This window comes from Clostridium sp. YIM B02569 (assembly GCF_022320765.1).
GTDB classification, from domain to species: domain Bacteria; phylum Bacillota; class Clostridia; order Clostridiales; family Clostridiaceae; genus Clostridium; species Clostridium beijerinckii.
Genome location: NZ_JAKJJX010000042.1, coordinates 19,834 through 38,705, shown reverse-complemented (window position 1 = coordinate 38,705; position 18,872 = coordinate 19,834). Strand labels below are relative to the sequence as shown.

Here is an 18,872-nt window from a genome sequence, read left to right as displayed (position 1 = left end):
CCTGTGCTCCCTTCATTTGATAATTTATTATATCATTCTAATGAAGTTTACACAGACTATTTTACACTCTCCTTTAAAGTTGAATATCTATAACTAATAAAAAAGTGGCCAAGTGGCCACTTTTTTATTTTACAACTATATTAACAAGTCTTCCTTTAATTACAATCACTTTAACTATAGTTTTACCTTCAGTATTTTCTTTAATAGTCTCATTTTCTAATGAAGCAGCTTTTATACCTTCTTCATCTAAATTAGAAGCTACCATGATTTTAGCTTTTATTTTACCATTTATTTGGATTGCAATTTCGACTTCGTCTTTAACTAAAGCAGCAGGATTAAATTCTGGCCATTTTTCATTAAAGATTGTTGAATTATTTCCAAGTAAGCTCCATTGCTCTTCAGCAAAGTGAGGAGCAAATGGTGCAAGTAGTTTTATGAAATCAACTATAGTTTCTTTTAAGAAGTTTGCGTTTTTAATATTTTCTTGAGTGTACTTATTAAGAGCATTTGTAAGCTCCATAAGTCTTGCTATCGCAGTGTTAAATTGCATTTTATCTCCGTCTTCAGTAACACCTTTAATAGTATTATGTTTCCAGAAGTTTAATTCTTTTTCAGCTGAATCAATAGAATCCTTAGTGCTCTCATTTGAATTTATTATATTTCTGCAATTTTCAAGGATTCTTTCAATTCTATCCACGAATTTTCCAACAGATTTTATTCCGTCGTCGCTCCAAGCTCCACCTTCAGTATAACCAAATCCAAACATTAAGTACATTCTAAATACGTCAGCGCCATATTCTTTAATATAATCATCAGGAGAAATAGTATTTCCTTTTGATTTACTCATTTTAAGTCCATCTGGTCCTAAGATCAATCCTTGGTGAGTTAAGCTTAAGAATGGTTCGTCAAAGTTTAAATATCCCATATCTCTTAAAGCTTTTGTTATGAATCTAGCATATAATAAATGCATGCAAGCATGTTCTGGTCCACCAACATATTTGTCTACAGGAAGCATTTTGTTGACTTTTTCAGAATCAAAAGGTGCATCATCGTTTTTATTGTCTACATATCTTAAATAGTAAAAAGATGAACATACAAAAGTGTCTAAAGTATCAGCTTCTCTCTTTGCAGGCTTCCCACAATGAGGACAAGTTGCATTTACAAAATCCTCACATTTACCTAATGGTGATTTACCATCTGGTGTAAATTCAACATTGTAAGGAAGTTTCACTGGAAGATCCTTTTCAGGTACTGGAACTATTCCACAATCATCACAGTATATAACAGGAATTGGAGCACCCCAATATCTTTGTCTTGAAACTAGCCAGTCTCTTAATCTGAAGTTTTTCTTCATTGCTCCTAATTCATCTTTTTCTAATTCTTCAACGATTTTCTTTTTAGCTTCATCAGTTGTTAATCCATCGAATTTTCCTGAATTAACAAGTACTCCATATTCGCAATATGGAAGGTCTGGATTAGTATTTTCTTTATCTGTTATAACTCTTTCGATTGGTAAATTGAATTTTGTTGCAAAAGCAAAATCTCTTTCATCATGAGCAGGAACTGCCATAACACATCCTGTACCATAAGTAGCCAATACATAATCAGAAATCCAAATAGGGACTACTTTTCCATTAATAGGATTTATAGCATAAGATCCTGTGAATACTCCTGTCTTTTCTTTTGAAACTGATTGTCTTTCGATTTCAGATTGCTTCGCAGCAGCTTCTTTATATTCTTCAACAGCAGCCTTATACTCTGGAAGAGTTAGCTCATCAACTAGGTTGTTTTCAGGAGCTAAAACTACATAAGTAACACCGTTTAAAGTATCAACTCTTGTAGTAAATACATCGAATTTTAAATCTGAATCCTTGACTTTGAAAGTAACCTCTGCACCGTAAGATCTTCCAATCCAGTGCTTTTGCATAGATTTAGTTTTTTCAGGCCAATCTAATCCATCTAATTTATCAAGTAATTCATCGCCGTAATCAGTTATTTTAAAGAACCATTGTGTAAGATCTTTCTTCTTAACTTCAGTACTGCATCTTTCACAAACACCATCAACAACTTGTTCATTAGCTAATACTGTATTACAAGATGGACACCAATTTACAGGTGCTTTTTTTCTGTAAGCTAGACCTTTCTCGTAAAGTTTCAAAAATAGCCATTGAGTCCATTTATAATAATCAGGAAGACAAGTAACAACTTCGTTTTCCCAGTTAAACATAGCACCCATAGATTTCAATTGTTTTTCCATTGTCTCAATATTCTTTAAAGTAGAATCTTGAGGATGAATCCCAGTTTTTATAGCATAATTTTCAGCAGGTAATCCAAAGGCATCAAATCCCATTGGTTGAAATACATTATATCCTTGCATTCTCTTAAGTCTTGCCCATGAATCTGTTGGACCATAGTTAAACCAGTGACCAGCATGTAATTGAGCGCCTGATGGATAAGAAAACATTTCTAATGTATAGAGTTTTTTACCTGAATTTTCAGGATTAAATTTATAAACCTCATTCTCCTCCCAAAATTTTTGCCACTTTTCATCAATTTTTGTTCCGTAATTTGCCATGATATAGCCTCCTATAATTTTAATGTAAAATGCACAATATAATGCATATAAAAGAAAAATGCTTATAATAATTGAAAAATATGTTATTAAAACAAAATTTTAATTAAAATATTAGATCTATGCACTGATAATGGATAAATTAAAAAAAGCTCTCATCTCTAAAACAAAGAGACGAAAGCATAATTTCCGTGGTACCACTCTTAATTAGAAGAGATAAAAAAACAAATTTATCCTTCTCACTTATTATTTTAACGGGTCTACCGTACTTGCTTTTAACAAGTAAGCTCCTAGGCAAGTTCATAATAATATAACACTATTTTACACCAAACAACAGCTCTCTTTAAGATATAATTATTACTAATACTCCTATTCATCGCACAATATAAAATTTTAATAATATTATATATTAAGAAATCAAAAAAAGTCAAGAAGTTGACTTATATATATGTGTTTAATAGTAAAAAATTATTACCACTTATTGTTTATGCAATATTTGGAATAATATTAGTAGTAGTTTTCCTAATCAAAAATGAAATTAATTTTTACTATAAGTAATATTATCTCAAAAAAAGCAAATAATATTTTTTTTAGAATAAGTTATTATGATACAATATTAGAATAGGAAAGAGTTTAATATAGGGATGTGAATCAATGAACATACTTTTAGGCTTAACAGTTATAACTTTAGTTTTAAATATACTTTTTTCTTTATCATTAGTGTTTATAGAAAGAAAAGATCCTACAACAACATGGGCATGGATCTTAATATTAATGATTTTACCTGGCCTTGGATTTGTGATTTACATCATGTTTGGTCAAAATCTAAGTAGGCAAAAGATTTTTAAAGAAAAAATAAAGTTTGATGAAAAGAAGAGAAAGAACTTAAACGATACATATAAATCCAATAGACACGGCCATGATGGCGGAGAAAAATTTGCTGATTTAAGGAGGCTAAATTTTAATAATTCTGGCGTAAAATATACTACTAATAATAAAATTGATGTATATGTAAATGGAAAAGAAAAATTTAGTCAGTTAATTGAAGACATAAAAAATGCTAAAAAGTTTATTCATGTTGAATATTATATATTTAGAGGAGATACTATTGGGAAACAGATACTTGATGAACTAACTAAGAAAGTTAAAAGTGGATTAGAGGTTAGATTGTTATTAGATAGTATGGGATCACGCAAGCTAAGAAAAAAAGTTCTTAGGGAATACTTGAATGCAGGTGGGAAGTTTTCACTGTTTTTTCCAGGAATTTTACCACATATAAACACTCGTATAAATTATAGAAATCACAGAAAAATAGTTGTTATTGATGGTCAGTACGGCTATGTTGGAGGTTTTAATGTTGGAAAAGAGTATATAAGTGAGGATCCCGAAGTTGGTTTTTGGAGAGATACCCATGTAAGAATAGAAGGAGAAGCAGTTAATGCATTAAATGAAAGATTTTTACTGGATTGGTGCCATGCATCTGGTGAAAAAATAATTGATTATAATAAATATGCAAAAGAATTTAAGAAAGACTTAGGGGATGTTGGAATACAGATTGTAACTAGTGGCCCGGATCACAAGGAAGAATATATAAGAAATGCTTATTTAAAATTAATTAATAATGCTAAGAATAATTTGTATTTGGAAACTCCATATTTAGTCCTTGATTCGCCAATATTGGAATCATTAAAAATCTCTGCATTATCAGGAGTAGATGTACGGATTATAATACCGGGAAAACCAGATCATTTCTTTATGCAGTGGGCAGCAAGTTCTTATGTGGGAGAATTATTAGAAGCTGGTGTTAAAATATATAGTTATCAAAATGGATTTATTCATGCAAAAACCATAGTAGCTGATGGGTTAGTAATGAGCATAGGAACAGCTAATTTAGACATTAGAAGTTTTAAGCTCAACTTTGAAGTTAATGCATTTATTTATGACGATAGAATTGCAAAGGATGGAGAAAAGCAGTTTATAAAGGACATGGAGTGCTCAGAAGAGATAACTAGAGAAATATACGATGGTAGGAGTTTGTCTCTCAAAATTAAAGAGTCCTTAATTAGATTGGTATCTCCTATATTATAGTATAGGATAGGAAATTTAAAATTATGATAAAACCACTCTTTTACTTAGAGAAATAAAAGGGTGGTTTTATATGTCTAAGTATTTTATCTAATATGTATTGAATAAACGAGTTTTAAAAATATTTTTCATGAAACCTAAATAATTATTTTTACAAAATTGCTAATGTTATGGAAACTTTTTCTTAACTGAGTATAATTTAATATATAAATTTAATAATAGAGGTGAATAGGAGAAATATTTAATTCATTAGGATTGGAGCATTATATGAAAAGCAAAGAAAAGTTTTATTATTCCCTGACTACTTATATAAATTATGGAGTAACGAGTATAGTGACTACTTTTTATGTGCCATATTTGAATCAAGTAGTTGGATTATCATTAAGTCAAGTTGGAACTGTAGTATCTATAGGAGCATTATTTGCAATTCTTTCCCAGCAATTTTTAGTAAGTAAATTTTCGATGAGAAAAAACAAAAAAAGATTTATTATCATACATTTATGCGCACTTATTGGAATGATAGTATTTTTAATGTCTGTTAACAAGACCATCATATATTTTTATGCAGCCCTTTATGGAATTATAGTACAAACAATTGGAAATGTATATGAAGTATATGTTGAGGAAATAGCAGTTAGAAAAAATGTAGAGTATTCAGAAATAAGAAAATGGGGATCCATAGGATTTGGGTGCGTAGTTTTATTAAGTGGAACTATAATTTTAAAATATGGATTTAAAACTATGCATATAATAGGAATCATAATGTCATGTATAGTTATATTATTAATAGCTATGAAGTTTAAGAATATTGAAGCAGATGGAAATCCAAATAGGGGAAAATTAATTGCTGTATTTAAAAATAAAAATTCAGTAATTCTCGGAATAATTAATATCTTAATCATAGGAACGTATACCGCAATAGAATTTGCATATTCAACATATTTAATTGAAATAACGGGGAATGCGGATCTAGCTAACTCTATATATAGTAAATCAATATTTTCAAGAGTATGTGTTGAATTTATATCATTCATGCTTGTAGGAAAGTATCTAAAGGATAAAAAGCCTAAGAAATATTTAATAATAGCATTTCTTATAGGAACTACTAGAATACTTCTATTTTCAACAGGTTCAATACCTTTAGTTGTTTTAGGGGATCAATTACATGGTATAATGTATGGTTGTTATTTAACATTTTTATTTAAATATATAAGAGAAGTAGTTGATGACGAACTAGTTGCTGGTACATATTCATTTGTTAGCGTGCTGGGATCAGCAGGAGCTAACTTTGTATATCCACATATGTTTAGTACAATCCAAAGAAATTTTGGATATACTGCAATGTATCTGGTTGGTTTCTCAATTATGGTAATTTCTTTGCTAGTTTCTATTAAGATTCTTCCTAAGGGCAAACAATCCATTAAGCAATTATAATTAGCGTTTAACTAAAAAAGCATCTAGTATTTAGGTGTTTTTTTATAAGGATTTAACCAACTAATATATCTATATAGGAGTTTTATAACTAGATTTTTAGAATAAATGCTGTAAAACTAAAATAATAAGGTGAAAAAAATATATATTAATTATTCAGTTAATATTAATAAAAGTACAATATATTTAATTATTTAATTACGAAATACAACATTTATTTGAAAAGTGTTAATTTATATTGACAATTAACTATAGTTTGTTATAATGATAAAAAGATTAATTTTAAATGTAAATACTGTAATTAATGTTCGTGAAAATAATTATTAAATTTAGAAATGGAGAAAATCATGGAAAAGGATATTGTAAAATCAGTTATGCAAAAATTTTATAGCTTTTTTTATTTTACATTCTGGGGCTTTTATTTTAGCGCTGGCTATTTATTTTGCAAAAAACTGAAAAGTACCTTTTTAATGAGTTTTTTATATTTTATATAAGTTTGTAATATATATCAGTATTGATATTTTATGGAACTCATTATACATGAGTTCCATTTTTTTTTCGCAAATAATCAAATACATGCAAGGGGGCAATAACAATGGTAGTAATATTAAAGCAAAAAGCAAAGCAGGAAGAAATAGAAAGATTGACAAAACAACTAGAAGCAAAGGGAGTTTCAGTAAGTCTAGTTGTTGGATCAGATGTTAGCATCTTAGGATTAGTTGGGGATACAAGTGCAATAGATCCTTCGATTGTTGCAGCTAATGGAATAGTTGAAAGAGTTATGAAAGTTCAAGAACCTTTCAAAAAAGCAAATAGAATGTTTCATCCAGAAGATACAATAGTAGATATTAATGGAGCTAAAATTGGTGGAAAGAAAATAGCAATGATTGCAGGTCCATGTTCTGTTGAAAGCGAAGAACAAATCAATGAAATAGCAAAAGAAGTTAAAGCAATTGGGGCAAATTTCTTAAGAGGCGGAGCATTTAAGCCAAGAACTTCACCATATGCGTTCCAGGGAATGAAATATGAAGGATTAGAGCTGCTAAAGAAAGCAAGATCAAATACAGGATTGCCAATAGTTACAGAGCTTATGTCTCCATATGATATAGAAACGTTTGTTGAAAATGTAGATGTAATTCAAGTTGGTGCTAGAAATATGCAAAACTTTGATTTGCTAAAGGAACTTGGAAAAACTAACAAGCCGATATTATTAAAAAGAGGTTTATCAGCAACTATAGAGGAATGGTTAATGTCCGCTGAATATATTATGGCTGGTGGTAATGAAAATGTAATTCTGTGCGAAAGAGGAATAAGAACATTTGAAAACTACACAAGAAATACTTTAGACTTAAGTGCAGTACCTGCTGTTAAAAAATTAAGTCACTTACCTATAGTAATTGATCCAAGTCATTCTGCAGGAAAGTACTGGATGGTTGAACCTCTAGCAAAAGCAGCGGTTGCAGTTGGAGCAGATGGACTTATTATTGAAGTTCATAATGATCCAGAAAATGCATTATGTGATGGTCCACAATCAATAAAGCCAAGTAAGTTTGCAAAACTTATGGAAGAGTTAAAAGTTATTGCAGCGGCTGTTGGAAGAGAAATATAAATTTATTAAATTAAGGAACAGTCGGCATTAACAATTACTCATTACAAGTATCTAAAAAATAGAAAATAGTTATAACGTAATCTTAGTCATGATTCTAACTGTTTAAGTAAAAGAGGAGTGTTTATAAATGGAAGATTTAGTTGTTGAACTTGGTGAAAGAAGTTATCCAATCATAATTAAAAAAGGATTAATTGATGAAGTAAATCTGGAAATCCAAAAAGTTTTTAAAGGTAAAAAGATATTTATACTAACTGATAAAAATGTAGGTTCTCATTATGGAGATAGGATAAAATCATGTTTAATTAACTTAGGATATGATGTTAAGCTAATGGAACTAGAACCAGGTGAGGAAACTAAAGCGTTTAGTACCCTTCCTTTGATATATAATGAACTATTAGACTTTAAAATTACAAGAAGTGACTTAATTATAACTTTAGGTGGAGGAGTAATTGGAGATCTTGGAGGATTTGCTGCATCAACTTTCTTAAGAGGTGTTGATTTCGTTCAAATACCAACTTCATTGCTTGCTCAAGTTGATAGCAGCGTAGGTGGAAAGGTTGCTGTAGACTTAGAAAGAGGTAAAAATTTAGTAGGAAGTTTTTATCACCCTAAATTAGTTTTAATAGATCCAAATGTACTTGAAACTTTAAGTGAAAGATTTTTTAGAGACGGAATGGCAGAGGTTATTAAATACGGATGCATAAAAGATAAGGAATTCTTTTACTTCTTGAAAAGCTTAAAAAATAAAGAAGAGGTTATGAACAATATAGAAAAAATTATCCACAAATGTTGCTTTATAAAAAAATGCGTTGTGGAAAATGATGAAAAAGATACCGGAGAAAGAATGCTGCTAAATTTTGGACATACACTAGGTCATGCCATAGAGACATATTATAACTTTAAGAAGTTTACACATGGGGAAGCAGTAGCTATAGGAATGTATGAAATAAGTAAGATTGCAGAAAATAAAGGATTAACTGATCAAGGCGTTAGTGAAGAGATAAGAGAGATACTAGTGCAATACAATCTTCCTTATGAAGTTGAAATAGATGATAGCTCGGAAGTTTTAGATACAATAGCATTAGATAAGAAAAATATTGATGATGTATTAAAAGTAGTATTATTAAGAAATATTGGAGAATCATATTTAGAAAAAACAAATGTAGAATTTTTTAGTTAATGATGTATATGAAAAAATAGGCTAGCAAGCAGATATGTTATTTTCGAGTATATCTTAAGCAATGAATAAAAAAGCGAGGTAAAATCATGGGGAACTTAAAAATTTATCCTGGAAAACTAAGTGGGGAAGTTAAGATACCGCCATCTAAAAGTATGGCACATAGAGCAGTAATTTGCGCAGCTCTTGGAGATGGTGTTAGTAAGGTTACAAATATAGATTATTCTGATGATATTATTGCTACAATTGAAGCAATGTCAGCATTAGGGGCTAAAATAACCAAAAAAGAAGATTATCTTGAGGTTTATGGAATCAACAGTCAGGAAAATATTGAAGCTAATTCAGTTAAAAGAGACAGAACTATAGATTGTAATGAATCAGGATCAACCCTTAGATTTTTAGTACCTATAGCAGCATTATTTGAGGGCGTTAACAGATTTGTTGGAAGAGGAAATTTAGGAAAGAGACCACTAGATACTTATTACAAAATTTTTGATAAGCAAGGAATTAAGTATTCTTATAAAGAAGGTATTCTTGATTTAAAGACTGAAGGAAAATTAAAAGCTGGAGAGTTTAAGATGGAAGGGAATATTAGCTCACAGTTTATAACAGGATTATTATTTACGCTTCCCCTTTTAGATGGAGACTCTAAGATTATAATTACAACAGAGATGGAATCAAAAGGATATATTGATTTAACTTTAAGAGCTATTAAAGACTTTGGTGTAGAAATTACAAACAACAATTATGAAGAATTTATTATAAAGGGAAATCAAATTTATAAGAGTATTGATTACAGAGTTGAAGGTGACTACTCACAAGCAGCATTCTTCTTCTGTGCTGATGCACTTTCAAATGATGTTGTTCTTAATGATTTAAAATTGGATTCTCTTCAAGGTGATAAGGAAGTAATTGATATATTGGAGAGAATGGGATTGAAATTAAATGGTAAAAATAATGGTTTGATTGGAAATATAAATGACGGTCTAAAAGCAACTGTAATTGATGGTTCTCAATGTCCAGATATAATCCCTGTAGTTTCATTAGTTGCAGCATTAAGCGAAGGGACAACAGAAATTATAAATGCAGGAAGACTTAGAATTAAGGAATGTGATAGATTAGCAGCAGTAACTTCAGAGCTTAATAAATTAGGTGCTAAAATTATTGAAAAAGAAGAAGGATTGATAATTGAAGGGGTAAAGGAGCTTAAAGGAAACGTGGAAGTTTGGAGTCATAAAGATCATAGAATAGCAATGACTATGGCTATAGCATCAACTATGTGTAAAGAACCTATTATACTTAAAGATTATGAATGTGTTTCAAAGTCATACCCGCAATTCTGGGATGATTTTAAGAATTTAGGAGGTGTGTTCGATGAGTGGAATGTGGGGGAATAAATTAAAGGTTTCTATATTTGGCGAATCTCACGGAGTTGGGATTGGAATTACAATTGATGGGCTTCCTTCAGGCGTTGAGATTAATCTTGAAGAGGTTATGAAAGAAATGGCAAGACGTGCGCCAGGAAAAAGTAATTTATCTACAGCTAGAAAAGAAGCAGATGCACCAGAAATTTTGAGTGGGTTCTTTGAAGGAAAAACTACAGGTACTCCCCTTTGTGCAGTAATTAGAAATTCAGATATGCGTTCTAAGGATTATGGAAAACTTAAAGATTTGATGAGACCAGGTCATGCGGACTATCCAGGTTTCATTAGGTATAATGGATTTAACGACTACAGGGGCGGTGGATCTTTCTCGGGAAGAATTACTGCACCATTAGTATTTGCTGGGGCTGTATGTAAGCAGGTATTAGAAAGTAAAGGAATTAATATAGGAGCCCATGTTAAGAGTATTGGAGATATTCACGATAAGAGTTTTTATGATGTAGAATTAAGCAGAGAACTTTTAGGGGAATTAAAAACAAAGGAATTGCCTTTATTAATCCAAGAAAAAGAAGAAGAAATGAGAGATACAATTTTGAAAGCGAAGAAAGAACAAGATTCTGTAGGTGGAACTATTGAATGTACTGTTCTTGGAATAAATCCGGGAATCGGTAATCCGTTTTTTGATTCAGTTGAATCAACGTTAGCTCACTTAATGTTTTCTGTCCCAGCAGTTAAGGGAATAGAATTTGGAAAAGGCTTTGAAATGAGCAAATTAAGAGGATCTGATTGTAATGATGAATACTATTATGACGGTGATAGAGTAAAAACTTACACTAATAATAATGGTGGAATCACAGGCGGAATAACTAATGGAATGCCAATACTGTTTAAGGTTGGAATAAAGCCAACACCATCAATATCAAAAATTCAAAGAACGATAGATATTGCAGAAAAAAAGGAATCAGAGCTTGTTATTGAAGGACGTCATGATCCTTGTATCGTGCAAAGAGCTGTTCCAGTAATAGAAGCTGTAACCGCAATTGGAATACTTGATTTAGTGCTTTAGTAATAAAAATTTATAATTCTAAGTTAATGAATATATAGTTTTTTTATCGCAAATAGTGTATTAAGAAAGCAAAGTGTTAATTTGAATGAGTTAAGGTGCATTAAAGAAATTAAATATTTTTTAATTGTTCCTAAGTAAGGAGAAATGAAATGGCGGCTATAGATGATTATAGAAATAAGATTGATGAAATAGATAAAGAGATAACAAAACTTTTTGAAGAAAGAATGGATATAGTAATAAAGGTAGGAGAATATAAAAAACAGAATAATTTACCGATTTTTGATAAAAATAGAGAAAGTCAAGTTATTAAAAAAAATTTGGGGTATCTTAAAAATAAGGAATATGAGGATGAAGCCAGAGAGTTTTATACAAAAATAATGGAAATAGCTAAGTCTATTGAACATAAAAAAAGCACAAAAATTGTTATCGAAGGTAAATCAGTTAAGCTTAAAGAGTTTATAAATAAAGATAGAATTGGCTATTATGGTGTGAGAGGATCTTTCACAGAAGAAGCTATGATTAAATATTTTGGAGATACTAAAGAAGCAAAGGCTTATGAAGAATTCGAAAAAGTTTTTGAAGCAGTTAAAAATGAAGAAATTGACTATGGCATAGTTCCAATAGAAAACTCTTCAACAGGTGCTATTTCTGATGTGTATGATCTCTTATACCAATATGAATTTTATATAATTGGAGAAGTATGTATAAAGATAAATCAAAATTTAGTGGGGATAAAAGGAACAACATTAGAAAGCATAACAGAAATATATTCACATCCACAAGGTTTTGGCCAGAGTACAGATTTCTTGAAAACTCACAGTGATTGGAAATTGATACCTTTCCAAAGCACAGCTTCAAGTGCTAGGTTAATAAATGATTTAAATGATAACTCAAAAGCAGCTATCGCCAGCAAAAGAGTAGCAAGTATATATGATTTAGAAGTAATAAAAGAAAATATTAATAATCAGTCAAAGAATTTTACAAGATTTGTAGTTATTAGCAAAGAAAATGAGAAAAATCCTAATGCAGATAAAGTGAGTGTAGTATTTTCTCTTGATGACAAAGCAGGAACTCTATATAAGCTATTACGTCATTTTGCAGAAAATAATATAAACATGATTAAGATAGAATCAAGACCTATGAAAAATGGTCCATGGAAATATTTCTTATATGTTGATTTTGAAGGAGAGCCATACTCAGATCAGGTAACAAAAGCTTTATCATTAATTAAGCAAAATAGTTTATACTTTAGGCTCTTAGGGGCATATGAGAAAAATATAAAGTAAAATAGGAGGGATTAAATGGAGTTCTATGGAATTTTAGGAGGAACATTAAAACACACCATTTCGCCAATTATTCACAAAAAAGTTTTTTCATTGTTAAATATCGAGGGCGCTTATAAAGATTTTGTGGTATGTCAAGAGGATATAGGGAAATTTACAGAAGCTTTAAAAGTACTTAAGATAAAAGGAGTAAATGTTACGATTCCTTATAAAGAAGAGATAATGAAATACTTGGATTTCATATCACCAGAAGCAGAAAAAATAAAAGCTATTAATACCATTTTACTGAAAAATGAAAAATTATATGGTTATAATACAGATTATTTTGGATTTGGAAAAATAATAAGCAAAAATAATATTAAGCTTAAAGATGAAGTCGTAATGGTATTAGGAACAGGAGGAGGAGCTAAAGCTATTATTACTTTCTTATTAGATGAAGGCGTAAGTAAAATATATTTAGTTTCTAGGACTCATAAAAATGATGAGCAATATGATGATAAAATTGAATGTGTTACTTATGAGGAAATTGAACATATAAAAGGACATGTTATTATAAATACTACTCCAGTAGGAATGTATCCTAATGTAGATGTTAGTCCAGTTGGTCATAAAGTAATAGATAACTTTAATGTATTAATTGATATAGTATATAATCCAAAGGAAACTAAATTCTTAAGTCTAGGAAGAGAGCTTAATAAAAGTGTATATGGAGGTCTCACAATGCTAATTTATCAGGCAATTAAGTCTGAAGAGATATGGCAGGATTTTTCTATAAGCGAAGAAATAAGTGAAGAGATAAGTTCTTATATTAATGAAGAATTTAAATAAATAATAGAGGAGAGAAAAAGATGAAAAATAATATAATTATAATTGGAATGCCTGGGAGTGGAAAGACTACTTTTGGAAAAATTTTAGCAGAGGAATTAAATATAAAATTCTTTGATATGGATGAATATATTCAAGAGAAAACAGGTAAAACAACTATGCAGCTTTTTGAAAATGGAGAAGAATATTTCAGAGACATCGAAACAGAAACTTGTAAAGAATTAATGGGATATAATGATATATTAATTTCCACAGGTGGTGGAGTCATAAAAAGAAAAATAAATATTGATATATTAAAAAATGGTGGAACAATAATTTTTCTTGACAGACCAGTTGATAAAATTCTTGAAGACGTTGATGTTTCCTATAGACCACTTCTTAAAGATGGTAAGGAAAAAGTAATTAGATTGTATGAAGAAAGATATGCCCTTTATAATGAATATGCTGACAAAATTGTTATAAATGACAAAAATAAAAAGACAGTAATAGAGGAAATTAAAAAGCTTATAGAAGAAGTAAAAAATGATAAAATGTATAATGAAATTTAAATGAAATATTAAATAATAGGAAATTAGAATTTATAAAAATTAGATTACTTAGTAGTTTAGTAGGATAGTAGATTAAAAAATAAAGTTTTTTAGTAGTATAGGAGGAAAAAAACAATGATAATTATAATGAAACCAAAAGCAAGCGAAGAGGAAATTAGAAAAATTAAAGAAATAATCGAAGGAAAGGGATTAGAAGTTAATCTTTCTAAAGGAGACACATACTATATTATAGGTGTTGTAGGAGATACTTCTATAATAGATCCAAAGAAGATGCAAGTACTTAAAGGTGTAGATAGAGTTATGAAGGTTCAAGAACCTTTCAAGAAAGCAAATAGAAGATTTAAACCGGAAGATACAGTTATTGATATTAATGGTTCAGTAATTGGAGGAAGTCGTTTAGGAGTAATGGCAGGGCCGTGCTCTGTTGAAAGTGAAGAACAAATTGTTGAAGTAGCTAAAAGAGTAAAAGCAGCAGGAGCAAACTTCTTAAGAGGAGGAGCTTTTAAACCAAGAACTTCTCCATATAGTTTTCAAGGATTAGAACTTGAAGGATTAAAACTATTAAAAACAGCAAAACAAGAAACAGGACTTCCAATAGTTACAGAACTTATGTCAACTGATTATATAGATACTTTTGTTGAAGATGTTGATGTTATTCAAATTGGTGCAAGAAATATGCAAAACTTTGATTTATTAAAGCAAATTGGGAAAACTAATAAACCAATTTTATTAAAGAGAGGTTTATCAGCTACTATAGAAGAATGGTTAATGTCGGCAGAATACATTATGGCAGGCGGTAATGAAAATGTAATTCTTTGTGAAAGAGGAGTTAGAACTTTTGAAACAATTACTAGAAATACTTTGGATTTACAAGCGATCCCAGTAATTAAAAGATTATCACATTTACCTATTATTATTGATCCAAGCCACGCTGGAGGATATGCTTATTTAGTAGAGCCTATGGCAAAGGCAGCAGTTATAGCGGGTGGTGATGGACTTATGATAGAAGTTCATAATGATCCTGAAAATGCATTAAGTGATGGGCAACAATCTCTTACACCAGATCAATTTGATAAATTGATGGATAAGGTTAAAGTTGTAGCAAATATGGAAGGAAAAGAAATTTAAATTTCTGGGGGGCTAAATATGAAAATTGTAGTTGTAGGTCTTGGTGTAATTGGTGGTTCATTTACTATGGCTTTAAAAGAAGCGGGATATGATGATGTTTATGGAATAGATACAAATGAAGAAACGTTAGTTAAGGCAAAAAAATCAGAGTTAATTAAAGAAGGATTTACTAGTGGAGAAGAGATTCTTAAAAGTGCTGATTTAATAATTATGTCTTTATATCCAAGATTGGTTAAAAAATTCATTACTGATAACAAGGATAATTTTAAGGACGGGGCAGTAATAACAGATGCAACTGGAATAAAGAAGATGTTCGTTGAACATATAGTAAATATATTGCCAAATAATATTGATTTCATTTTTGGACATCCAATGGCAGGAAGAGAAAAAAAAGGAATAGATTTTGCAACTAGTGAAGTATTTAAGGGTGCAAACTATATTTTAACTCCAATAGACAGAAATAAAGAAGACAATCTTAAGCTTATAGAAAATATAGCTTATGAAATAGGATTTAAGAGAGTTAGAAGAATAACGCCAGAATATCACGATGAAATGATAGGATTTACAAGTCAATTGCCACATGCATTAGCAGTTGCATTAGTGAATAGTGATGTTGAGGGAAGAGAAACAGGAAGTTTCATTGGAGATAGTTATCGGGATTTAACAAGAATTGCGAATATAAATGAAGACCTTTGGAGTGAACTTTTCCTTGGAAATAAAGAAAATTTATTAAAAAGTATCGAAAATTTTGAAGTGGAATTGGATAAAATAAAGGATGCAATAAAAGATGATGACAAAGAAACTTTAAAAGAGATATTTATAAAGTCTACAAAGAGAAGAGAAAAATTGTAATAGTATTTATGCTAAGCATAAATTGATTAAAACGGTTGATGTCTAAAATAGCTACAGTTTTACAATATATTTCAGTTTATGGGAATAAAAAATCAGGACTTGTTGAAAAAGTCCTGATTTTTTTGTTGGAGAAAAAGGTGTATTTTGAGGAATAAAAAGAATAAATTTTAATTGGATTCCTTTTATTACTAGTTTTGCATGTTTAGAGAACAATGTATTTACTTACTATAATAGTGCATTTTTACTTGAATAATTTTACAGTTGAATAAAAAACAGATTCTTAGGATATTTTTAATGACTCAAAAATCTTTTCTATCGGCGTACCGCTTGCTGTAGCTTCGTAAATATATATTACCTTGGAATTTTCTGGATTTTCTTAGCAGATTTATATCCAGTATTAAAGTGATTAGAATCATTGCGGTATATTTTGCAATCTCTAAAAAATGGTTGAATCGCCCAACAATCGGCATATTGAGTTAAAATATCTAACGGTGCTAATGATTTATCTAAGGGAATAAAGGTTTTTAATGCTCCATTTTTTTGAAAAGCATCTTTAGGATAACTTAAAACAATAGACACATTCTTTCTATCTATTAAGTTGCCAACATAATTATAGATATAGTATTGCTTATCTTTGACGGTGACAAGGTCAAAGATAAGCAATATTTAATAATGCAGCAAACTTATAAAGTTTTATTCCAAGTTTTTCATTGTCTTGCGGAAAAATAATTCTGTTAGTTTTTAAAGAGCCAATATAACTATAGCCAGCTTTTTCAGAAGCATTATAAATATCCTTACAACTATACCAACTATCAGCTAACACATAACCTTTATTTTCAGGTTTAGGAAGTGTTGCAATTAATTTTTTAGTTAATTCGATTTTACTCATAGATTCTTTATCATAGATATCAATTGAATATTGGAACACTAATCCGTCACACGATAGTAAAGAAACTAGTATTTGATGACCATATACATTCTTACATTTTAGGTGAGAATGATGAAATGAACACTTTTCAATTGGATTCTTAGCCTTTGACGAGGCTTTGTTTTTTCAGAAATAGTGTCATCAATAATAAAGTATATTGGCTGTTTGGATTCTCATGATTTAATGTCTGCTATTTTATCATCTAAAAAATCAGGTTCTAATATTACAGCTCTTGTATTGTGGGGATTAAGCGATGATCATTCATGGTGTTCTAAAGATGAACCATTATTATATTCTAATTCTCCGACCCCAAAAGAAGCATATAATTCAGTTCTAAAAGTATATTTTGATGCAGGATATACTATGAATTAAATATAGATCTTAATAATGAAAGATTTTAACTATGAGGATATTTCAATTGATGTGTATTAGTATTATAATAAGTATTAATAAAAAAGAAAACATATTAAAAGCTATTAATAAATTATAGGAAAGAGTGATAAATGTGATTAAAATAGTAGCAAAAAGTGTAATTAAAGATGATAAAATAGAAACTTTTATTCAGTTAACTAAGGAATTAATTGAAAAGAGCAGACAAGAACAAGGATGTATTTCATATGCATTGTTTCAAGATATAAATAATCCTTGTATAGTTAGCTTTGTAGAAGATTGGCAAGATCAAGAAGCAATTAATTTACATAATAACAGTGAGCATTTTAAAAGAATAGTCCCTTTATTAGGTGAGCTTCGAGCAAGTAAGGGAGAAGTAAATTTATATAGAGAAGTATAATATTATAGTATGGACGCCCACGGAATTCCAATTCGTCTTTATTATAAAAAGCAATATATGATATAAGTTAATACACAAAATTTTATTAATAAACCATGCATAGATATAGGAATTATATAGATCCTTTATATGCATGTTTTTTTATTTATAAAAATAGATAAATGTTTTGTGGGGTATAAAAAGTTTTATGATTATAAATTATAAATTTTCACATAAGTTTTTTATAATATAATTACGAAATTGATTTGCAGAAGGAGAAATATATTTATTTTTTATTGAAGCAAGATATATACGTCTTTTAACAATAGGATTATTTATATGAATGACTTTCACATCAAAATTTCTGATTAAAAATATATTAGGAATAATAGCGATTCCATAGTTAACGGCAACTAATCCTAATACAGCGCTATCTTCCTCTACTTCGCATATAATTTTTGGAGTAATATTTACCTTATTAAATAAACCATCAATAAGAGGTCTTATACCACTTTCTTTATTAAAAAATACAAAAGGATATCTATCTACTTCACTTAAATCAATACTATCAAGATAAGCTAGTTCATGATCTTTTGATACAATTAGAACCAGTTGTTCTTCTAAAATAGGCACAAAATCTATATCAGGCTCATTTTCTACAAATGAGCAGAAGCCCAAATCGAATTTTTCACTTTTCAATCCAGCAATAACATTATGAGTAGTGCCTTGAAAAAGTGAAAATGATATATCTTTATATTTTTCAATATCTAAAAATTCTTTTATGATATTTGGCATAACGTAAGCCCCTAAGGTATAGATGAAACCTAAATCAATTACACCAAAAGAGGAATTAGTTAAAGCTTTAAGTTTTTTTTCGCCTATTTCCAATTCATTAAGGGCATTTTCAACGTATTCTAGGAAAAAACGGCCATACTTAGTTAATTTAATATTTCTTCCTTCTTTTTCGAATAAGTAAGTGTTTAAATCATTTTCTAGTGATGAAATAGCATGACTTAAACTTGGCTGAGTAATTGATAATTCTTTAGCAGCTTGGGTATAATGTTCAAGTCTAGCTAATACTCTAAAATACTGTAGATGATTCAAATTCATTTTAACATCAAGCCTTTCTGATATTATAGTATTAAGTATAAGTATATCATTATTAATAGATATAATCTATTAATAATATACAAAAAAGGCATTAGATTAATGAATAA

The 18,872-nt window shown here is 29.5% G+C and carries 17 protein-coding genes and 1 other annotated feature; of the genes, 13 read left to right on the top strand and 4 right to left on the bottom strand.

What is annotated here, in order from left to right; genetic code table 11:
* Window positions 1–124 precede the first annotated feature (124 nt).
* A complete protein-coding gene (gene leuS / locus L3B96_RS25835; RefSeq protein WP_238948954.1) occupies window positions 125–2,575 on the bottom strand; it encodes a leucine--tRNA ligase in 2,451 nt (816 codons plus the stop codon).
* Window positions 2,576–2,739: 164 nt separating this feature from the next.
* Window positions 2,740–2,958: a binding site (T-box leader), on the bottom strand.
* 268 nt (window positions 2,959–3,226) lie between these two features.
* Between leuS and cls the strand changes: the two genes are divergently transcribed.
* From cls to L3B96_RS25780, 11 genes are all read left to right on the top strand, one after another.
* Window positions 3,227–4,660: a cardiolipin synthase gene (gene cls, locus L3B96_RS25830; protein WP_023973933.1), complete on the top strand. Its 1,434-nt coding sequence runs from the start codon at window positions 3,227–3,229 to the stop codon at window positions 4,658–4,660.
* 264 nt (window positions 4,661–4,924) lie between these two features.
* Window positions 4,925–6,091: an MFS transporter gene (locus L3B96_RS25825; RefSeq protein WP_238901311.1), complete on the top strand. Its 1,167-nt coding sequence runs from the start codon at window positions 4,925–4,927 to the stop codon at window positions 6,089–6,091.
* A gap of 592 nt (window positions 6,092–6,683) precedes the next feature.
* Window positions 6,684–7,697, top strand: coding sequence for a 3-deoxy-7-phosphoheptulonate synthase (aroF, locus tag L3B96_RS25820; RefSeq protein ID WP_238901310.1), 1,014 nt, complete (start codon window positions 6,684–6,686; stop codon window positions 7,695–7,697).
* A 127-nt stretch (window positions 7,698–7,824) separates the two neighbouring features.
* Window positions 7,825–8,877 (top strand): 3-dehydroquinate synthase, encoded by a 1,053-nt coding sequence (gene aroB, locus L3B96_RS25815; RefSeq protein WP_238948953.1) that lies wholly within the window; start codon window positions 7,825–7,827, stop codon window positions 8,875–8,877.
* An 86-nt stretch (window positions 8,878–8,963) separates the two neighbouring features.
* The gene (gene aroA, locus L3B96_RS25810) at window positions 8,964–10,271 is read left to right on the top strand and encodes a 3-phosphoshikimate 1-carboxyvinyltransferase (protein WP_238948952.1); all 1,308 of its coding nucleotides are present in this window, start codon (window positions 8,964–8,966) and stop codon (window positions 10,269–10,271) included.
* Window positions 10,249–11,322: a chorismate synthase gene (gene aroC, locus L3B96_RS25805; protein ID WP_078114415.1), complete on the top strand. Its 1,074-nt coding sequence runs from the start codon at window positions 10,249–10,251 to the stop codon at window positions 11,320–11,322. The genes aroA and aroC overlap by 23 nt, the downstream gene beginning before the upstream one ends.
* A gap of 149 nt (window positions 11,323–11,471) precedes the next feature.
* Window positions 11,472–12,608 carry a prephenate dehydratase gene (gene pheA / locus L3B96_RS25800; RefSeq protein ID WP_238901307.1) on the top strand — a complete coding sequence of 379 codons (1,137 nt, stop codon included), beginning with the start codon at window positions 11,472–11,474 and terminating at the stop codon, window positions 12,606–12,608.
* A 15-nt stretch (window positions 12,609–12,623) separates the two neighbouring features.
* A complete protein-coding gene (gene aroE / locus L3B96_RS25795) occupies window positions 12,624–13,433 on the top strand; it encodes a shikimate dehydrogenase (protein WP_238948951.1) in 810 nt (269 codons plus the stop codon).
* A 20-nt stretch (window positions 13,434–13,453) separates the two neighbouring features.
* Complete coding sequence (locus L3B96_RS25790) at window positions 13,454–13,978, top strand: shikimate kinase (protein WP_238901305.1); 525 nt, start codon at window positions 13,454–13,456, stop codon at window positions 13,976–13,978.
* 114 nt (window positions 13,979–14,092) lie between these two features.
* Window positions 14,093–15,106, top strand: a complete 1,014-nt coding sequence (aroF, locus tag L3B96_RS25785; protein ID WP_017211216.1) for a 3-deoxy-7-phosphoheptulonate synthase — start codon at window positions 14,093–14,095, stop codon at window positions 15,104–15,106.
* 18 nt (window positions 15,107–15,124) lie between these two features.
* The gene (locus L3B96_RS25780; RefSeq protein WP_041900095.1) at window positions 15,125–15,958 is read left to right on the top strand and encodes a prephenate dehydrogenase; all 834 of its coding nucleotides are present in this window, start codon (window positions 15,125–15,127) and stop codon (window positions 15,956–15,958) included.
* A 351-nt stretch (window positions 15,959–16,309) separates the two neighbouring features.
* On the opposite strand, the gene L3B96_RS25775 is transcribed toward L3B96_RS25780, so the two are convergent.
* Window positions 16,310–16,621 (bottom strand): hypothetical protein, encoded by a 312-nt coding sequence (locus L3B96_RS25775; protein ID WP_238948950.1) that lies wholly within the window; start codon window positions 16,619–16,621, stop codon window positions 16,310–16,312.
* On the bottom strand, window positions 16,608–16,847 hold the full coding sequence (locus L3B96_RS25770) for a hypothetical protein (protein WP_238948949.1): 240 nt from the start codon (window positions 16,845–16,847) through the stop codon (window positions 16,608–16,610). The genes L3B96_RS25775 and L3B96_RS25770 overlap by 14 nt, the downstream gene beginning before the upstream one ends.
* Window positions 16,848–17,021: 174 nt before the next feature.
* Here L3B96_RS25770 and L3B96_RS25765 point away from each other — a divergent pair, with 174 nt between their 5' ends.
* Together L3B96_RS25765 and L3B96_RS25760 are read left to right on the top strand one after the other, a co-directional pair.
* Window positions 17,022–17,258: an endo-1,4-beta-xylanase gene (locus L3B96_RS25765; RefSeq protein WP_238901300.1), complete on the top strand. Its 237-nt coding sequence runs from the start codon at window positions 17,022–17,024 to the stop codon at window positions 17,256–17,258.
* A 133-nt stretch (window positions 17,259–17,391) separates the two neighbouring features.
* Window positions 17,392–17,676, top strand: a complete 285-nt coding sequence (locus tag L3B96_RS25760) for a putative quinol monooxygenase (RefSeq protein WP_017211213.1) — start codon at window positions 17,392–17,394, stop codon at window positions 17,674–17,676.
* Between the two features lie 198 nt (window positions 17,677–17,874).
* Here the strand turns inward: L3B96_RS25760 and L3B96_RS25755 are convergent, their stop codons facing one another.
* Window positions 17,875–18,765, bottom strand: coding sequence for a LysR family transcriptional regulator (locus tag L3B96_RS25755; protein WP_238901299.1), 891 nt, complete (start codon window positions 18,763–18,765; stop codon window positions 17,875–17,877).
* Window positions 18,766–18,872 lie beyond the last annotated feature (107 nt).